The sequence below is a fragment of the Acidicapsa ligni genome, assembly GCF_025685655.1.
Taxonomy (GTDB): Bacteria; Acidobacteriota; Terriglobia; order Terriglobales; family Acidobacteriaceae; genus Acidicapsa; species Acidicapsa ligni.
The window spans coordinates 95797-113340 of record NZ_JAGSYG010000005.1; the positions used below are offsets into that span (position 1 = coordinate 95797).

Genomic DNA, 17544 nt, shown 5'->3' on the forward strand with positions numbered 1-17544 from the left:
TGCAGACAGGTAAGGCCTTGCGTCTTTGTCGCATCCGCAGATCGGCAATTTTACCGGTGAATTTAAGAGGCATAGATGTTGCATCGGAGTCATTATCGACACGTGCAGGGTAGGCGTTCAATTTGAAGAACGATACTTTTACATGCAGGGAAGATTCTCGGAGCGGTATGCGGAGTGATACGCGGGAAGATGCAATTCTCGGCAATCGTAAACCTTCGTCCGACCTGCCACGTCAGACGAATACGAATGCGTCACTTTTCATTGGAGCTGTTTCGAATGAGGCAAAGGTTCGTCCAAAATATGGCTACAGGTTCGGGCGAAAGGTTCGCTTGCGGCATGCTGGCCATCTGCGTAGCGGTGAGCGGATGTTTCGCTGCGCTGACGAGTTTGCCTGTCCGGGCGCAGGCTCTAGCCCCAGTCCAAGTCCCAGTCCCAAGCCAGACCCTGGCAGCATCTCCTGCATCCGCTGGAACTGTACCCGCTGGAACTGCAGTTAGCGGCGGGGTATTGCACGGTGTAATCAAGTCGGGAAATATTCCATTGCCTGGGGTTGCGGTCACGGCGACGAACACACTGACGGGGAAGCGATACGCCACCACTACGGATGTCACCGGGGCCTGGTCGATGACCATTCCGCAGAATGGCCGCTATGTGATTCGAACGGAGTTTACGGCCTTTGCAGCCAGTACGCATGAGGCACTGCTGAACGCCGCTTCGCACGATCAGACTGTCGATTTCTCGCTCTCGTTAGCATCGCGCGTGGCCCAGCAGGATGCGCGGTCGGGGCAGACGGCTCAATCGAGCCAGGTTGCCCAGGTGATACAGCAACTCGCGGGCAGTGGCGCGCAAAGTCTCAACCTTTTGAGCTCCCTGGCTGGGGCGGATGCGGCCGAGGGCGGAACGAGCGCGAGCGGTGCGGCTTTGCCGGGAGCTGCTGCCAACTCCAGCTTTGGGGCTGACTCGGTGGCCATCAACGGTCAGTCGGGCTCGGTTAGTCCGCTGGCGGGCGTTGATATGGATCGCGTGCGAGATGCAATCGAGACAGCCCGTTCGCAGAATGGCGGCGGCTTCTTCGGTGGGGCTGGGTTTGGCGGAGGTGGTTTCGGCGGCGGAGGCGGCGGTTTTGGTGGAGGCGGCTTTGGCGGAGGGCGAGGGAGTTTTCGTAACTTTCGTCCCGATCAGCCTCACGGCGCCATCTTCTGGACGGGGAGCAACTCGGCTTTGAATGCTCTGCCGTACTCCCTGCGAGGACAGCAGGCGGATCAGCCAGCCTATGGATCGAACCGCTTCGGGCTTACGTTTATAGGAGAGCCGTTTATTCCAGGTCTGGTTAAGCCGAGTGGAAAAGATACTGTCTTCCTGACGCTTTCTGGAACGCGAACTTCGAACCCATTTAACCAGTACGCGCTGGTGCCTACCGCAGAGCAGCGCGGCGGTTGTGCGGCTACTTCGGCAACGCCTGCGTGCAGCTTGTTGAGCTACTTTCCGCTGCCGAATCTGTCCGATCCCAGTCAGAGCACGTATAACTATTATTTTGCTTCGACCGCCCAGTCGAACTCCACACAGGCAGGCATTCGCTACACGCGCTCGATTGGATCGAATGCTGGATCACCGTTGGGCTTTGGTGGTGGCGGACGGCGTAGCCAGAGACAGTCACAGGGATTGCGCCAGAGCGTGAATGTCAATTACAACTGGACGGACTCTGCCACCGATAACTTGAATATCTTTCCCGAGTTAGGTGGAAAGTCGACTGTAGGTAACTACTCCCTGCAGGCGGGATATTCGCTGGGCTATCATCGCATCAATAACAATTTACAGGCGGGTTGGAATCGCGCACGAAGCCAGGCGACAAATTTCTTTACCAGCAAGACCGATATAGCGACGCAGATCGGCGTGCTTGGTCCGGATGAGGGTCCGCTGAATGCGAGCCCTTTGAACTACGGGCTGCCCAATGTTGTGTTGACCGGTTTCGCAGGGTTAAGCGAGCAGCAGCCAAGCTTTCGGCTACAGCAGACAATCTCGGTTTCAGATACTTTGAGCTGGGGCCACGGAAAGCATAACTATCGTTTTGGTGGAGATTTTCGTCGTGTTCACCAGGACATTCTCGGTGGTTCCAATGCGACGGGTACGTTCTACTTCACTGGATTTTCAACCGGCACCGCACTGGGCGACCTTCTCGCAGGGCTGCCGCAGGAAAGTTCGATTCAGGCTGCGATTGGAAAGAGTTATCTGCGCGAGAATGTGTGGGACTTATACGCATTGGATGACTTTCGTGCCTTCTCAAACCTGACGCTTAACTACGGCGTTCGCTATGAGTATTTCTCGCCTTACGCCGAAAAGTTCGATCATCTCGCGGGGTTGGGAACGAATGGGTACGAGGGCGGATTTACGCAGGTTGGCGAGATCTATCCGGGGTGCAGCGGAACCTTTTGCGGCTCTGTGCCCAGAACGCTGGTAGCGCCTTATCGGACGGCCTTTGCCCCTCGGCTGGGGATAGCGTTGCGATTACCTAAGTCGACAGTGGTGCGTGCCGGTTACGGCATTAATTTCACCAACGGTCAGTACTCATCGTTTGCAACGATACTGGCGCATCAGCCACCTTATGCGAACGTGCAGACCAATGAAGCGACAACTCTGCCGGGCTTGTCACTGACGAATGGGTTCCCGGTGTCGAAACAGGACCAGCCGCCCAACTATTCGCTCGATCCGCACTACTCCTTGCCCTATGTACAGATATGGAATCTCGATGTGCAGAAGACGTTGCCTGCCGGCATTGTTTTAAATGTCGGTTACAACGGATCGAAGGGAACGCATCTCGATATCACGAGCGCCCCGCGGCCTGCGACGCAGACTTATCTTAATCCGACGGATGTAAGTGGCGATGTGCTCTTCAACTATGATCAGGGCGCGGCGTTTTCTAACTTCAACGCGGGAACGATTCGCCTGCGCAAGCGATTGCAAAACGGTATCTCGATGGGTGCGAACTATCAGTATTCTCACTCGATCGACAATGCCGGATCGATTGGCGGCACATCAACTGTGGTTGCACAGAACTGGCAGGATCTACAGGCGGAAGAGGCTAACTCCAGCTTCGATCTGCGGCACAAGGTTTCGGGAGACTATCTCTACGAATTGCCTTTCGGCAAGGACAAGCGCTTCTTTTCAGGAGGAGGCGTGACATCGAAGGCGCTCGAAGGCTGGTCGGTCTCCGGCACCTTTACCTTTGCGACGGGAACGCCACTTACTCCCAGCTATGCATCGGCAACGGCGGACGTTGCAAGAGGCACGGCAGGTTCACTCCGGCCGAATCGCGTTCCAGGCGTGCCGATTACGCAAGGAGCAAACTCCGTGTTGAAGTGGTTCAATACCTCGGCTTACGCGATCCCGGCAGAGAACGCTTTTGGCAACGCCTCGCGTAACTCGATTCCCGGGCCGGGCACTATCTCCAATAACATGTCGCTTTCGAAGACGGCACAACTGGGAGATACCCGTAGTGTGGAGTTTCGCGCGACAGCAAGCAACGTCTTCAACACGGTTCAATACTCCGGCGTTGACACGAGTCTTGATTCGCAGACTGCGGGGCAAGTTACTTCGACGTCGGCCATGCGGGCCTTTACCTTTATAGCGCGGTTCAGGTTTTAGAGATGAGGACGATCAAGGTGCTTCAGCAAATACAGCGCATTACTGCATCGGCACTTGCACTGCTGATTGCACTGTTCCTGCCAATGTACGCGAGTGGGCAGCAGGAGAGTGCGAATCAGGATTCAGGATTTGTTCTCAAGGCCGAGTCTGACCTGGTGTTGACTAACATCGTGGTGCGCGATTCGAAGACGGGTGAAGTTGTTCGCGGCTTGAAGCAGAGCGACTTTACGATTCTTGAGAATGGAAAGCCACAGCGTATATCGAGCTTTGACTTCGAGAGTGTAGATATGGCGCAGCCGCTCAATGAAGCTACGATCAGCGGTATTGCCTCATCGCTCCAGAAGAAAACTCCCGGCGGCACGACTCGTCCTGAGGATCTTCGCAATCATCGTCTCATCGTTTTCTTTTTCGATCTGACTTCGATGCAGCCAGAGGATTTGGATCGTTGTATCGCCGCGGCCAAGGATTTTCTGAATACCAGGATGCAGCCGGCGGATCTGGTGGCGCTGGTTTCGCTTGATACTTCACTCAAGGTAGATCAGGATTTCACGACAGACAAGCAGTTATTGATCGGCAAGATCGGTACGTATAACGGAACCGAGGGCGCGGCCTTTGCGCAGGGTGCGAACGCCAATTCAAATCAAGTAGAAGATGCCAGCGGCTATACTCCCGACGAGACGGAATACAACGACATCAATACCGATCGTGAGCTATATGCGTTGCGCTCGATTTCGCAGTCGTTGGAGAAGATTAATCAGAAGAAGTCACTGCTCTATTTCTCTGGCGGCCTGTCACGCGATGGCATAGAGAACCAGGCCTCGTTGCGTTCTGCTATCAATGCGGCAGTACGCGCGAATCTCTCCATTTATAGCGTCGATACGCGAGGGCTGCAGGCTATCTCGATCGGAGATGCATCTACTGGAAGCCTGCGTGGAACGGGTGGATTCAACGGCAGTGCGATCCAGAATAACTTCAATGCCAACTTCGCTTCGCAGGAGACGATGACTACGCTCTCCGCAGATACAGGCGGCAAGGCATTTCTGGATTCGAATGATTTCGCTCCGGCATTTTCTCAAGTGCAGCGTGATTCATCTGCTTATTATGTGCTCGGTTTCCATCCATCGAATCCTGCACGGGATGGCCGTTATCGCAAGTTACAGGTGAAGGTGAATCGTCCGGGAGTGAAGCTTGAATATCGGCCGGGCTACTATGCTCCTGCGGATTTCAAGCACTCAGGCAAGGAAGATCGCGAACGTGAGTTAGACGAGCAGTTAGCCAGCGACTTACCTGCGACGGATGTCTCCATGTATCTCGAAGCCTATTACTTCCAGATCGAAGAAAATCGTTTCTTTGTGCCCGTGTCACTGATCGTCCCTGGATCGCAGATACCATTCGTGAAGGGCGGCGATCATGATAAGGCTACGTTGGATGTGATCGGAGAAGTAATTGATGAAGCCAAGCGGCCCATTGGACAGGTGCGCGAGACTGTAAAGCTGGCGGTGGATGGGCAGCAGCAGGTTCGCCAGAAAAATATTCAGTATTCCACCAGCTTCAAACTGCCGGCAGGCAAGTATCACGTGAAGTTTGTTGTTCGCGAAAATCAAACAGGAAACATGGGTTCTTTCGAAACGGATATCACGCTGCCTGACATGCGCAAGGTTCCGCTGAAGCTGAGTTCTGTTTTGCTGGCATCGATGCGTACTCCGGTCAAGCAGGATAAAACGGATAGCCCGTTGATTCGCGCAGGGCAGCAGTATGTACCGAACATCAGCCATGTGTTTCGCCAGGGACAACACCTGTATGTGCTCTACGAAGTGTACGGCCCTACGCGGGTGAAGCAGACGGGAGATGCGCCGAAGATAGCGAAGGGCGCTATCAATTTAGCCACCAGCCTGGAGCTGATTCAAGGCTCGACGAAGGTATTTGAAACGCCTGTTCTGCAGGCGCAGGCATTGAATGTATCCGGACGCGATGCGGTTGCAGTGGAGCTGGATGTTCCGCTGGATAAGCTGAAGCCCGGTCCATATATCGGGCAGTTGAACATTGTGGATGACGCTGGCGGCAGCTTTGCTTTCCCGCGTTTTGCGGTGCTGGTGCGCGAGCCTGACGCCACGACTGCTCCAACGCCGGTTACGGGTGCAGTTGCTGGTTCGGGTGGGGCAGCGACAAAAACGCCTCAGAATTGAATGAAGACTGGTGTCTGCTGCATTCCATTCTGAGGCGCTGTTTTTTGAAGAGAAAAGTGCTTCTGCGACCGCTACTCTCGCCGTCCCGTAATGAGCCGGAAGAGAAACACGATCAGCACAGCACCGATAATCGCAATGAGGATGGTGTACAAAAGACCGCCTACGGGAGAAATTCCGAGTGCGCCAGCAACATAGCCTCCAATTATGGCGCCTACGATGCCGAGCACCAGATCACCGATAATTCCGTAGCCTGAGCCTTTCATGATCCTGCCGGTGGCCCATCCGGCAATTAGTCCGACAATAATCCACCAAAGCAAACTCACATTATCCTCCTTGCGGATAACTCACCAGGACACAGCTGTTTCCTGGGCTATGGGAAATTGTTTTGTTTCCGATCGAAACCGAAACACCGCTGGTTTGTAAGCTGAGATGTGAGCACTGCAATAAGAGATGCCTGTGGGCATCTGTAATTTAAAGGAATAAGTATTCTTTAGGAACCTACCGCTGTTGTTGATCAGGCAGGTGGATTGGCCTCATCCCCGGCCGGTGTCTTTTGAAATCCATAGGGGCAGTGCCGACAGCCTGATTGGCAGCACCATCCGCGGCGTAAATGATATGCCTCGGTAAAGACGAGGAACGGGCCCTCGAAATAAAACTCATCCGCTTCAGGCTCAGGGGCAATTCGCGTGTCTCTATCCTTTGAGTCTTCAGAGATGTTATCGAGATTCGGCGGAGCATCAGGCATGTTTCTATTGTCGCCGAAGTTAAGAAATGCCGCAGCGGAGATGCAATCCTATCTCCGCATTGAAGGAGATAGGATTGCGGGAGCTAGTTACTCTACGCCTTGACGACTGGTTCTTTCTGCGTGGGATTGAGATACAAATCCAGGTTGTACCCGGCACCGTTTGCGGCTTGCAGGGCACTGGAAGCGGCCAATTCTATTGCCTGAATCGCATCTGCCTGTCCTGTCTTCAAATGTGCGATCTTGACTAAGAGTGGTAGCTGGAGCCAGCCCAGTAACTCCGTAAATTGTTCTTTGTTGAAGTAAGTTTTTTCGGATGCCTGGTTAACTCCGGTAAGCCAGCGTACATCCGGATCGGACCAGAGGTCAGGCGAATCGATCGAGATGGATGGATGGTCTGAGAGCAGAAGCAAGACTCTTACATAAGCGGCGGCACGCCAGCGTTGCTCCCCTTCCATGCCGACAGATGAGAGGGCATCTCCCAGAGCCGATCGCAGATGAAGTTGATCGAACAACGAAGTATGAATGCCTGGCGCGGGGATTGCCTGTAGCAGTATCCACGCTATTGCCGGAGCCCAGGATTGTGCCTTCGTCTGCAGGGGATCGTGGCCGGGGAGCAGGGAAGCAAAGCCCGTGGGCAGTGATGTTGAGAAATGCGTTGCGAGTTGCGGAAGCTGAAGAACTGCTGCCGTCAGCGCTTCGCATTGCTCCTCGTAGCTGCGCAATAAATCATCGGAGTTCTTGGAGCCACTTGACGCAGGGTGCTGCGGTAGCGATCCGGGTGTTGAGGAGACACGCGTTGTATTTGGCGTCTCCGTTTTATGGATGCGAGCCGCGGCTTCGATCTCACGGGACGCTCTCTCCATGATCTTGCTGAAGCACTGCCTGCTCTGCTCAAGGTAGGCGTCGAGCCTTATATCGGGCCTTGTATCGAGCTCTGTATCGAGTCTTGCATCGAGTGGCGATTCCAGAACCGGTTCAATTGTCTTCAGGCTTGTGGCTGCTTCTTCATTTTTCGTGGAGGGGACTGCTGGTGCTCCAATTGATGAGAGGGATGTGGGCTCTTCTTCCGTGTTCGAATCGGCTTGTGCTAACTCTGCGGCGATTTCGGCAAAAAGCTGAGCATTCTTTGCACTGACTGCTTCGCGAAGCTCTTCGTGCAGAGGCCGCAGACGCAATTTCGAGAGAGCTTCGTCCATGCTGTAAACACCGCGCCCTTCGAGTGCGCTCCACAGGGCATCCCAGGGCTGGTCTGCAGATGCGCGTAGCTGGCGCCAGTGCAGCAGGACGACATATTGATAGCCGCGCAGTTCGAGGCTCATTCCATGATGGTGCAGATCGGAGGCGCGACGCAGAAACTCCAGGCCGCTGGAGATATCGCGATAAGCGACAAAGAGTGAATCATCGGCAGGCAGCGCAAGCCCCTCGGAAAGGCTGGTCTGGCGCAGTTCTCCGCTTGCCTTATCCATTGCTGCTACTGAAGCATGAATGCTGCCCCGTGTGCCTTCATAGCGATTGTTGTAGAAGACAATTGCTCGTTGATCATGCAGGAGATTTGAATAAACAAAGACGTTTTCGTCGACCGTTCCATGCTCGGTCCAGAAGTCATACAGCACAAAGTTTGAGCTCTCCGCGAAGAGTCTTCGATTTTTCAGCAGTGGAGCGATGTCATGCTGATGGCGCGCTTCGAGACCTTCATTCGGATACTCCTTCAGCTTGGCCTGCTTGAACTCCATGCCATAGCGTTCGGTGTAGCCCTCGATCTGCCCGTGGCCAAACATGGGCAGACCCGGCAGTGTCGCGAGGAGCGTGCATGTTCCGAAATACTTATCTCCAGAGCCGAACTGATCGATAGCGGTTCGTTCGTCGGGATTGCTCATGAAGTTGACATAGCGTTTGAGGATGTCTGGATCGAACTCGATGGTCTTCTTGAGATAGGAACGATACTTGGCGTTTTCTTCATCGCGCAACATGTTCATGAATGCGCTGTTGTACACGCGATGCATGCCGAGTGTGCGAACGAAGTAGCCTTCGAGTAACCAGAAAGCCTCGGCCAGCAACAACGTTCCCGGAACCTCGATAGCAACGCGATCCACGACTTCACGCCAGAACTCATGCGGCATGAGCGCATCGAACTCTTCCTGCGAAACGGCATTTTCCGCGCGTGACGGAATGGACCCACCGGCGCCTGGCAGCGGAAACCAGAGCCGCTGTACATGACGCTTGGCGAGCACCATTGCCGCGTCAAAACGGATGATAGGGAACTGCCGCGCAACATGCAGAATCACCTGGATCACGTGCTCGCGTACATAGGCCTTCGAGTAATCCAACTGCGCCGTATCATTCCATGCAAAGGATGTTCCGTCATTGCCGTGATAGATGAAACGCGTTGCGCCATCGTGGTGGTACCGCACTCGAAAAGCCACGGCGGCATCCGTCTGATCGTAATAGTGATCTTCAATCTTGATTTCTACGCGGCTGTCGGGAGAGATGTCCGGACCGGTGAAGCTGTACACGGGAAACGGGCTCTCAGGGCGCGAAATGAACCATTCAGGATGCTCGATAACCCAGGGCGAATCAATTCCCATATGGTTCGGCACCATGTCACTCGCCAGCCGAATACCGAGAGCAGCAGCTCTATCCCGCAGGTTGGAGTAAGCAGCCGGACCGCCGAGATCTTCTGCAATGTTGTACTCCTTGAGGGAGTATGCCGATGCGACAGCGTCGCCCTGTCCACGTAGCCGCTTGATCGTTCTGGATGCGGTGCTTCGCTCCCATAGCCCGATCAGCCACAGGCCTGTAATGCCGCGGTCGGAGAGCAGCCTCAGCTCTGCATCGGGAATGTGATCGAGATGGTAGATGTGCCGTTCATACTTCTGCGATAGCTGCTCCAGCCACACATAGGTGCTCTTCGCGATCAGTACCACGTTTGGCATCCACGCCTGATCTGCGCTGAAGGCTTCGTACTCGTTCAACGGTGCCTGATAGTCGGTGGCGTAGCGACGATGCCGTACTCCATCTGGCCCGACAATATATTCCGGACTAAAGTCCTGATCGAATCCTACAAACTCATCGCCAATGAAGCCCTCGCCCCCCCATGTTGGCGCGCCATGACGATATTGATCCGGCCCTGGCGGATGGAAGCGCATCCAGATAGCGACATCTTCTTCGCGTAGAACATCTATCGCCAATAGAACGCGGCTGAGATCCTGGCCGAGATATTTGGGCCAGCGTTCGCGAATGAACTCCAGTTGCCCGGTGATGGAGTCCGGTGAAGCAAGCATCGGAGCAGAGAGTGCTTCGAAGAGGCTGCCAACCTCTGCAGAAAAGGGAGGCCGCGTGCTGAGATAGTCCGGAAGTGCCGAGGTTACGCCAGGATAGGGCGACTGCGTCTGCAGGTTGCTGTCATCGAAGAGATCGCGAAAGGGCGTGAATGCAGGATTGATATTGGTCAGCCAAAGCAGCATGAGCTCTTCGAGAGCAGCTTCGCGATTTGGCAATCCATCGCTGGAGCGGCTGAGCCACTCCGCGGCGGTCAATTGACCTTGGTAGACCGCGACCGCAGGAAAGTCTCCGACGAATGTCGTGAGGAGGCGTTCAACTTCGGCTGCGCCCAGTTTTTCCGCGAACCAGCGCAATGCGTCCGACAATACCGCGGGATCAATCTCCTCGCGATAACGAGCGACCAGAGCGTGGTTCAGTTCATCAATCAGACCCATTGCGAATAGGGCGCCGGCATTGATCGGGTTCGCCGCTTCGGAGCCAGCATCTTTGAGCTGAGCTGCATTCAGAAGAGCCGCGAGTTTTCGACTGGCGGGTACATTCGCAAATATGACATTGCCGGTGTAGCTGAAAAGTAGTCCGTCGAAATCAAGCTTTTCCCGGATTGTCCGGGAGATATGAAATTCCATTTCGAATTGCTCCAGTACTGCGGCTGTCAATCAGGCTATATCTCGGGGTATTCATCGAATGACCCTAAGGAAAGATGATGCTAGAGCAAAAGCCACACTTCTGTCTTGCACAGAAAGCACACACGGGTCATTTCCTCGGGTCGTTGGGGTTTTACCGGGAGAATGGGGTTAGATTCGCCTGTTCGCCTGTGGGGCCTACGGAGCAGACGGGGCAGACGACTCTGCGGGGAAGATGACTGAGTCCGGCTCTTTATTCTCTTTTCTTGGAGCACCCTTGGGGTCAATCTCGATGGTGCGCATCATCTCACGATAGGTTTCGTCATTCTTTTCGCGGATGTCGTGAAACCGCTTCGTTTGTTCGTCGCGTCTTGGATCGTTGGTACGGCCATACATCTGCAACAGCGCAAAATTTGCCGCAATGTTATCGCCATCCAGTTTGATTGCTTCCTCTAACGTTTTCTGCGCCTCGGGATATTTCTTCATTTGCACATAGGTTTGGCCCAACTCGGCCAGGACTTCCGACTGATGAGGTTTCAGGGTCAGAGACTGTGTCAACTCCGCCGCGGCTTCGTCCAGCTTTCCATTTTGTCGCGCAATTCTGCCCAGATAGTAGCGCGCACTGGCAGCGGTGCTGGCATCATTCACGCATTGTTTTAGCCATGTGGATGCAGTCTGAAAATCTTTAGCGCGAAAGTATGTCGTGCCCAATGCGAGTATTCCTGAAGCATCTGCGGGGCGGAGAGAATGATATTTCTCAAGATATGGAAGCCCTTCGGTAGCGTCCTGAGCATATGAAGAGACTATGCCCATTGCAAGGTTGTACTGAGGATTCTCCGGGGCCAATTTGACCGCATCTCCGAGGGCCTTGCGGGCCTCGGCCAGCAAATTTAACTTGAGGCAGATCGCGCCGAAACGATAGGGCAGCGAAGCATCTTTGGGCTGCAGATCGCGTGCGTGAGCGATATATCCAAGTGCGCCTGGGTAATCCTTTAAGGCCTCTGCCACACGGGATAAATCCAGGAGCACAACTACGGATGAAGGATCACTTGCAAAAGCGCTTTCCAGTGTTGCGCGCGCCAGGTCTAGCTTTCCTTCGGCCTCCTGCGCCAGCCCTTCTGTACGCAGGCCCTCGGGTGAAAGAGGGTGGTGTTTGGCGACGGCCTCAAGAATCATCTGTGCGAGATCGGCTCGATCGTTGGCGCGCAAGATGGGTAGGATTTCTGAAAGATCGAGCTCGGTCAATTCTGGATTGGCAGCCAGTGTGGCTGCGTCTCGATCGGCGGCCTCTTTATGCCCAAGCCCAACTTCGTCGCCGCATACCAATGCCTGGGCGCCTGGCAGACTGCGGTCTTCAGGCCTTAGTTTCGCCACGTGCTCCAGGGAGCGCTGATAGTGATGTGCCCACATCAGCAGAACTGCGGACTGGTAATTCGCTTCGGAGTTGGCGGGCTCCAGCACGAGAGCTCGTTCATAGATGTGCAGCGCCTGTGCCTGCGTGGCCGGGCTATTGGCAGCGCTTTGCATGAGTACACGACCGAGATTGAGATAGGCGCTGACCAGCTTGGGGCTATGTTGTATCGCCGCAGAAAACGCCTGCCTGGCACGGTCCGCATATCCCTGTTGAATCTCTACTACACCGAGCAGATTCTCAAGACCGCCATCTAAAGGAAATTCTTTGTTGGCCCTGGTAATCAATTCATATGCGCCATTCAGATCGTTCTGCTCGATGTGTTGCTGAATCGATAGCACCGTCTGCCGATATGACTCACTGCTGCCCTGTGCATGGCCGATTTGCTGCAGAAACGCAAGCCCAGCCACGAACAGGAACATGCCGAACGCAAATGGCGTTTGCGTATTCTTTGCTCTCAATCCACACCTCAGGTTATGGCTCGCCACTATCGCTTCTTCTCTCGTATCCACTAAACTATTCTCCATGATGCCACGGAACGGTAAGATGCTTTTTTGCTCCTTTCTCGTTCTCATGTCCTTCGATCGCCTTGTGCCATGCGCTTACGGTCAATCGAACCAATCTACACTGGGCGGACCTGCACTGGATGGATCGGCCCCGGTCATCTCTCCCGCATCCTCACTTGACCTTACTTCCGAAAAAGCATCGCTGCTAAGTCATGCGATCGCTGTCCATGACTATACGACCGCTGAAAAGTTGTTGCTGGATGAGATCCAGCGTGATCCTCATTCGCCCCGCGCTGCCCACCTATTGGCCTTAGTCGGGAATGTCTATTTTCTCAACCGGGACTATATTGGCGCGGCTATCGCATGGAAGAAGTCTGAAGCGATCATGCCGCTTGAGCCATCGCAGAGATTTTCGCTATCCATGGCTTATATCCGATTAGGGCATCCGGACTGGGCGCGAGCTGTTCTGGTATCGCTAACCGCTCAGCAGCCGAAAGAAGCGCTCTTCCCTTATTGGCTTGGACGGCTCGACTACGATGCGCATGAATATGGCGCTGCAATTCAGCATTTTCAGCAAGCTGTAAATCTGGCGCCAGGGATGGCACGTGCCTACGATAACCTCGGGCTGTGCTACTTCTATCTGAACGAAAATTCCAAGGCAATCGATAACTACAAGAAGGCTATCGATCTGGACCGGACATCCGAGCATCCCTCGGCATGGCCTTATTTGAATCTCGCGGAGACGCTTCAGTTTCTTGGTCGAGTGCAGGAAGCGGAGCCCAATGTGCGGGAAGCGGTGCATCTGGATCCTCAACTCGCAGTGGCGCGGTATAGGCTTGGGAGCGTGCTTGAAGATTTAGGTCAGTTGGAAGCTGCTGTGCCTGAGTTGCTAGAGGCCGCAAAGCTTGACGACAAATATGCTGAGCCTCACATCGCGCTTGCTCATATCTATAACAAGCTTGGCCGAAAAGATGCTGCCAGGGAAGAAACGCAGGTCTATCTGCGTCTGCATGGAAGCTCGGCGGATGCATCCCGGAAGTCCGCACCATCGAATTGATTTCATCGGATTGATGGCTCGATAGCGGAAGCATTCTCTCTCATGTTTAAGGGAAAAGAAAAGCCACCCGGCGCGGACATTTCTGTCTTTGCCGGATGGCTTTTAGTTATGCAGATCGAGTCTGGTTAGAACTCGAAGCGTCCTACGAATTGGATGGTGCGTGGTGTCGTTACCGATCCATTCCACGAACCGAACGAGTTGCCAGTAGCTGCCACGTCCGTTACGAACGCGTATGCAGTACCACCGTTCGTATCGCCCTGGTTGATGAAGTAGTGATTGTTAAACGCATTGAAGAAGTTCGCTTCGAACCGGAAGTTGAACTTCTCCGCGATCCGTGTGTTCTTCGTGAATGCGATATCCAGGTTGCGATAGCTTGGGCTCTCGATGTTTGAGACGGCTTTACCGACGCCTGTGTAGCCAAGAGTCGTAAAGTTCGATTCAAATGCGGCTGCATTGATAAGCTTCCCACCTGTGTTCGCAGGATTGAAGCCATTCCTTCCCTGCAACAACGGGTGCTGGCCGCTAACGAGTCCCGGCACGCAGTTTTCACGAAACGCATTTTGCCCGGAAACGGTTTGGAGGAGAGTGCTTGTTACGCAGGAGGACGAAGCGTGGAACGAGAAGGGAATGCCGTCCTCGTAGCGGAAGATGGGGCTGGTCTGCCATCCGCCGAGAAGAGTGTTGGCAAAGCCGGCAGTGTTGAGGAAGCGTTTATTTTTCCCGAAAGGCAGGTCATAGACAAGCGCGAGCGATGTTGTGACCGGGACATTGTCGGGAGCGAGTGCATATGCGCGACGTGATGAGTCGAAGGGCGAGAACGAACCACTGTTACCGCCAGCTCCGGCTCCTGATGCGTTCTGAGATTGTGTATTGTTAGCCGCATCGGTGAACATTTTTTGCCAGGTTAAAGAGCCGAGGATGTACAAACCACCCTGGAGACGACGCTCTACTTTGCCCTGGAAGGACTGGTAGATCGAGGTTCCATGTTGTTCGTTGAGCCCAGTCAGCGGACCGCAATATTGCGGGAACGGCAGAAGAGCCTGGGCGATTGTTGCATCGCAAGCTTGCATCTGACTCGCCCAGCCAATGTACGGCTGAGAGATGCCATCTTTTGCGAAGGTTGCAGGACCGGTCGGGGTGTTGTAGTTAACAGCGAGATCCGCGCCAAGACCGGCAATCTTCGGGTCGAATGGGTTGAGCGTGTTGATGGGGTTAAGTGCAGAAGGAAGATGCGTTCCCTTCGTGCCAACATAGGAAACACTCAACAAAGTGTTACTTGGAAGTTGACGCTCAATTGTCAGGTTCCACTGCGATGAATATGGTCTGTGGTTGCCATCGCGTGGACGATACAGGGATGGCTGCTGGCCGTTGTCAAAACCGGAGGAGATATTTTGTGTCTGGCCAACCTGGCTTGCGGAGATTCCCGAAGCTAGATAAATGGCCGGAGACTTGAAGCCTCCACCCGTTGTCGTTTCAGAGATGGTGAGATTCTTGTTGAATCCATCCTGAGCGAGACCGCCGCCCCAGCCTGGATAGAACGCTTGACCGAAGTAGATGCCGTAACCGGCGCGAACAACGGTCTTTTCGTCGAAGGTGTAAGCGAAACCTACACGAGGAGCGAATGCGTTTTTGAAGGCGACTTCTGGATAGCGGCCACCGAAGCTGGCTGCTCCCCACTTTGTTCCTGCAAATGCAAGACGGCCAGGGAGTTCAGTTCCAGAAGTTGTAATCGCATCCGGGTTGAGTCCGGTCGGATCAATGAAGGACTGGTTGTTGTGCTTATCCACGAAGGGGCTGATGTAGTCCCAACGAAGGCCGTAGCTCACTGTCAGCTTGGGGTTGAAACGCCATGAGTCGCCGGCGTGGAATGCCCATCCGGTCTGGCGAGGATACTTTCCGATGACATTGATATATGCAACGTTGGCGCTGGCGACAGCACCCAGGTAAAAGCTGGCCTGAGCGTCTCCAGGGCATTGTGCGGTTGAGGGGCAAGCTGTGTTGCCGGTTGTATCCGGAGCGAAGTTGAAGGTACCGCCTTGATTCTCTCCGCTATGAATGCTGGTTCCGGCGAGCTTCCACTCGACGCCGGCGCTGAGGGTGTGCTTGCCCTGGATCCGCGTGGCGACGTCGTTTACTGCCCAGGTTCCACGTGTCGTCAGATTGCTGGCCGAGGTGGGACCATCGTTGTTGCCGAGCTGCGAGTAGCCGCCGCCGAAGGTCATTTCAGGAAGGAAGCTGGTGTTGGCTACGCCGGGTACGAAGGGCAATGCTGCTTTGCCGTTCAGGGCGAAATAGCCTTCGTTACGGTTCAGGTAGCCGACGGTTGCATGGTTTGTCATCAGGCTCGAGAAGTTATGCTCCCAGTTGAGGCGCTGAATAGGAGCGTTTTCCGGGCTGGCTGGTGCGGCGGTTGACAGGGCTATCGGCAGATCGCTCTGCTGATTTACGCCTGTGTACTGCCACCAGTAGGTGTAGTAGAGATGGTCCTTTTGGCCGACGTTCATGTCTATGCGCCAGAAGTACACATTTTCGCTGTTGGTCAAAGAGCCCTGACCCGATTTGGGAATGAAGTAGTTGTTAATTTCATTGCCGTTGGTTGGGGTTGGCAGTTGCGCCAGGAAGGCTTTGGCGATCGGATCTTCAAATGAGGGATCGATCTGGTTGTTCGGGATAGCTGTACCAGCCAGAGCGCCGTATTTGACGGGATCGTTGGGGTAATAGAGTTGGCTGCCTGCTGCGCTGAAATCGCCTGTACGCGCACGGGCAGAAGCGATCGAGAGGGTGGACGAATTCGCTCCGCCGTGATCCTGATAGCCTTCCCAGTTGAAGTAGAAGTAGCCCTTCAGAAATGCGCTTGGGCTGTGATATTTCGGAATCCAGATGGGGCCGCCTACGTTCGCGCCGTAGTCGTTTTCCTTATCTGGCGGTTTCGCGGCTGCACCGTATTGGGCAGCATTGAACAGGTCGTTACGGAGATACTCGTAAGCCGCGCCGTGGAAATGTTCGCCGCCGCTCTTGGTCTGAATGATGAATTGTCCAGAGGTCGAGTTACCGTACTGGGCGTCGTAGTTTGCGGTTAGAACTTTAACTTCGCTGGTGATATCCGGCGACATACCAAAGTCAGTTTGCAGGCTGACCATGCCGCTTTGGTTCATGTAACCTTCGGATGCGGTCGCGCCGTCGACAAGGGCTTCATCGCCAGTGACGATACCGCCGTTGGTACGAGCGTTGTATGCATTACCGCCGCCGCCCGTGCTTACGCCAGGCATCAGGATGGCAACCGTGACCGATGAGCGTGGCGCACCGGAGACAACCAGTGGGAAGTCCTGCAGTGTCTCTGGGCTAACGCCGCCTTCGATGGTCGGGTTGTCGTAGTTGATCAGCGAAGCATCGCCGGTGACCGTAACCGTCTCGTCAGACTTGCCAAGCGGTAGTTTGACGTCGATACGGGCAGACTGATTGACTGCCAATTCGATTCCAGTACGTACCGACGACTGAAAGTTGGTTGCCGTCACTGAGAGGTCGTACTTGCCCGGAGTGAGATTGCGGAACGTGTACTCTCCGGTTCCATCCGATTCGAAGCTCTGCTGAAAGCTGGTAGCGGCGTTTTTCAGAGTGAGCTTTGCGCCTGGGATTGCGGCGCCACTGGGGTCCGTTACCGTTCCGCTGAGGGAGGCGTTCGTATCTTGCCCGTAGCTCAGATTCGTCACGGCTAACAGAAATATCCCAAGAAGCGCCACGTTCAAACATCTGGCAACTCTTGTGAATGTATTTCGCATTTTGTCTCCTTAAGTTGACTGCCTTTGTTTTTCTCTTTGCCCTCTTTACGAGAGCTGCTTGCGATGAAATTGATTGCCCCCGGCAAAAAGCAGTGCGGTCGCCCTTAGAGCTAAACGTTTACAGCTTTATGAGACGAGTCCATCTTTCCCGCAAACCTTTGTGCCGTTCTGCCCTAGTTCATTTGCTTTTGTTCCAGTGATTCCTAGTGCATTGGAGCAGCCTTTTGTGAGGCTAAGCATCTACGTGCTTTGATTTGATTACGTTTCCATTTTTGAAAATTCTTGCCAGCGCCAGCTAATGGTCGTTCTCCTT

8 protein-coding genes are annotated in these 17544 nt (G+C 54.4%); 3 read left to right on the top strand and 5 right to left on the bottom strand.

Annotated elements, in window-relative coordinates; all coding sequences use genetic code 11:
- The first annotated feature begins 276 nt into the window (after positions 1-276).
- Positions 277-3642, top strand: coding sequence for a carboxypeptidase-like regulatory domain-containing protein (locus OHL19_RS17310; protein ID WP_263359039.1), 3366 nt, complete (start codon positions 277-279; stop codon positions 3640-3642).
- Positions 3643-3644: 2 nt separating this feature from the next.
- Positions 3645-5828 (top strand): VWA domain-containing protein, encoded by a 2184-nt coding sequence (locus tag OHL19_RS17315; RefSeq protein ID WP_263359040.1) that lies wholly within the window; start codon positions 3645-3647, stop codon positions 5826-5828.
- 71 nt (positions 5829-5899) lie between these two features.
- On the opposite strand, the gene OHL19_RS17320 is transcribed toward OHL19_RS17315, so the two are convergent.
- The 4 genes from OHL19_RS17320 to OHL19_RS17335 form a co-directional block, all read right to left on the bottom strand.
- The gene (locus OHL19_RS17320; RefSeq protein ID WP_263359041.1) at positions 5900-6151 is read right to left on the bottom strand and encodes a GlsB/YeaQ/YmgE family stress response membrane protein; all 252 of its coding nucleotides are present in this window, start codon (positions 6149-6151) and stop codon (positions 5900-5902) included.
- Positions 6152-6342: 191 nt separating this feature from the next.
- The gene (locus tag OHL19_RS17325) at positions 6343-6573 is read right to left on the bottom strand and encodes a DUF5522 domain-containing protein (protein ID WP_263359042.1); all 231 of its coding nucleotides are present in this window, start codon (positions 6571-6573) and stop codon (positions 6343-6345) included.
- A gap of 92 nt (positions 6574-6665) precedes the next feature.
- Positions 6666-10481: an alpha-amylase family protein gene (locus tag OHL19_RS17330; protein ID WP_263359043.1), complete on the bottom strand. Its 3816-nt coding sequence runs from the start codon at positions 10479-10481 to the stop codon at positions 6666-6668.
- Between the two features lie 195 nt (positions 10482-10676).
- Positions 10677-12350, bottom strand: a complete 1674-nt coding sequence (locus OHL19_RS17335) for a tetratricopeptide repeat protein (protein ID WP_263359044.1) — start codon at positions 12348-12350, stop codon at positions 10677-10679.
- An 85-nt stretch (positions 12351-12435) separates the two neighbouring features.
- On the opposite strand from OHL19_RS17335, the gene OHL19_RS17340 reads away from it, so the two are divergent.
- Positions 12436-13452 carry a tetratricopeptide repeat protein gene (locus OHL19_RS17340; protein WP_263359045.1) on the top strand — a complete coding sequence of 339 codons (1017 nt, stop codon included), beginning with the start codon at positions 12436-12438 and terminating at the stop codon, positions 13450-13452.
- Positions 13453-13577: 125 nt separating this feature from the next.
- Here OHL19_RS17340 and OHL19_RS17345 read toward each other — a convergent pair whose 3' ends face one another.
- The gene (locus OHL19_RS17345; RefSeq protein WP_263359046.1) at positions 13578-17231 is read right to left on the bottom strand and encodes a carboxypeptidase regulatory-like domain-containing protein; all 3654 of its coding nucleotides are present in this window, start codon (positions 17229-17231) and stop codon (positions 13578-13580) included.
- Positions 17232-17544 lie beyond the last annotated feature (313 nt).

Bases quoted from the DNA above. Each gene is read 5' to 3' on its own strand.
- OHL19_RS17310 (WP_263359039.1), top strand. From the start codon at position 277: ATGAGGCAAAGGTTCGTCCAAAATATGGCTACAGGTTCGGGCGAAAGG.
- OHL19_RS17315 (WP_263359040.1), top strand. From the start codon at position 3,645: ATGAGGACGATCAAGGTGCTTCAGCAAATACAGCGCATTACTGCATCG.
- OHL19_RS17325 (WP_263359042.1), bottom strand. From the start codon at position 6,573: ATGCCTGATGCTCCGCCGAATCTCGATAACATCTCTGAAGACTCAAAG.
- OHL19_RS17330 (WP_263359043.1), bottom strand. From the start codon at position 10,481: ATGGAATTTCATATCTCCCGGACAATCCGGGAAAAGCTTGATTTCGAC.
- OHL19_RS17340 (WP_263359045.1), top strand. From the start codon at position 12,436: ATGCTTTTTTGCTCCTTTCTCGTTCTCATGTCCTTCGATCGCCTTGTG.
- OHL19_RS17345 (WP_263359046.1), bottom strand. From the start codon at position 17,231: ATGCGAAATACATTCACAAGAGTTGCCAGATGTTTGAACGTGGCGCTT.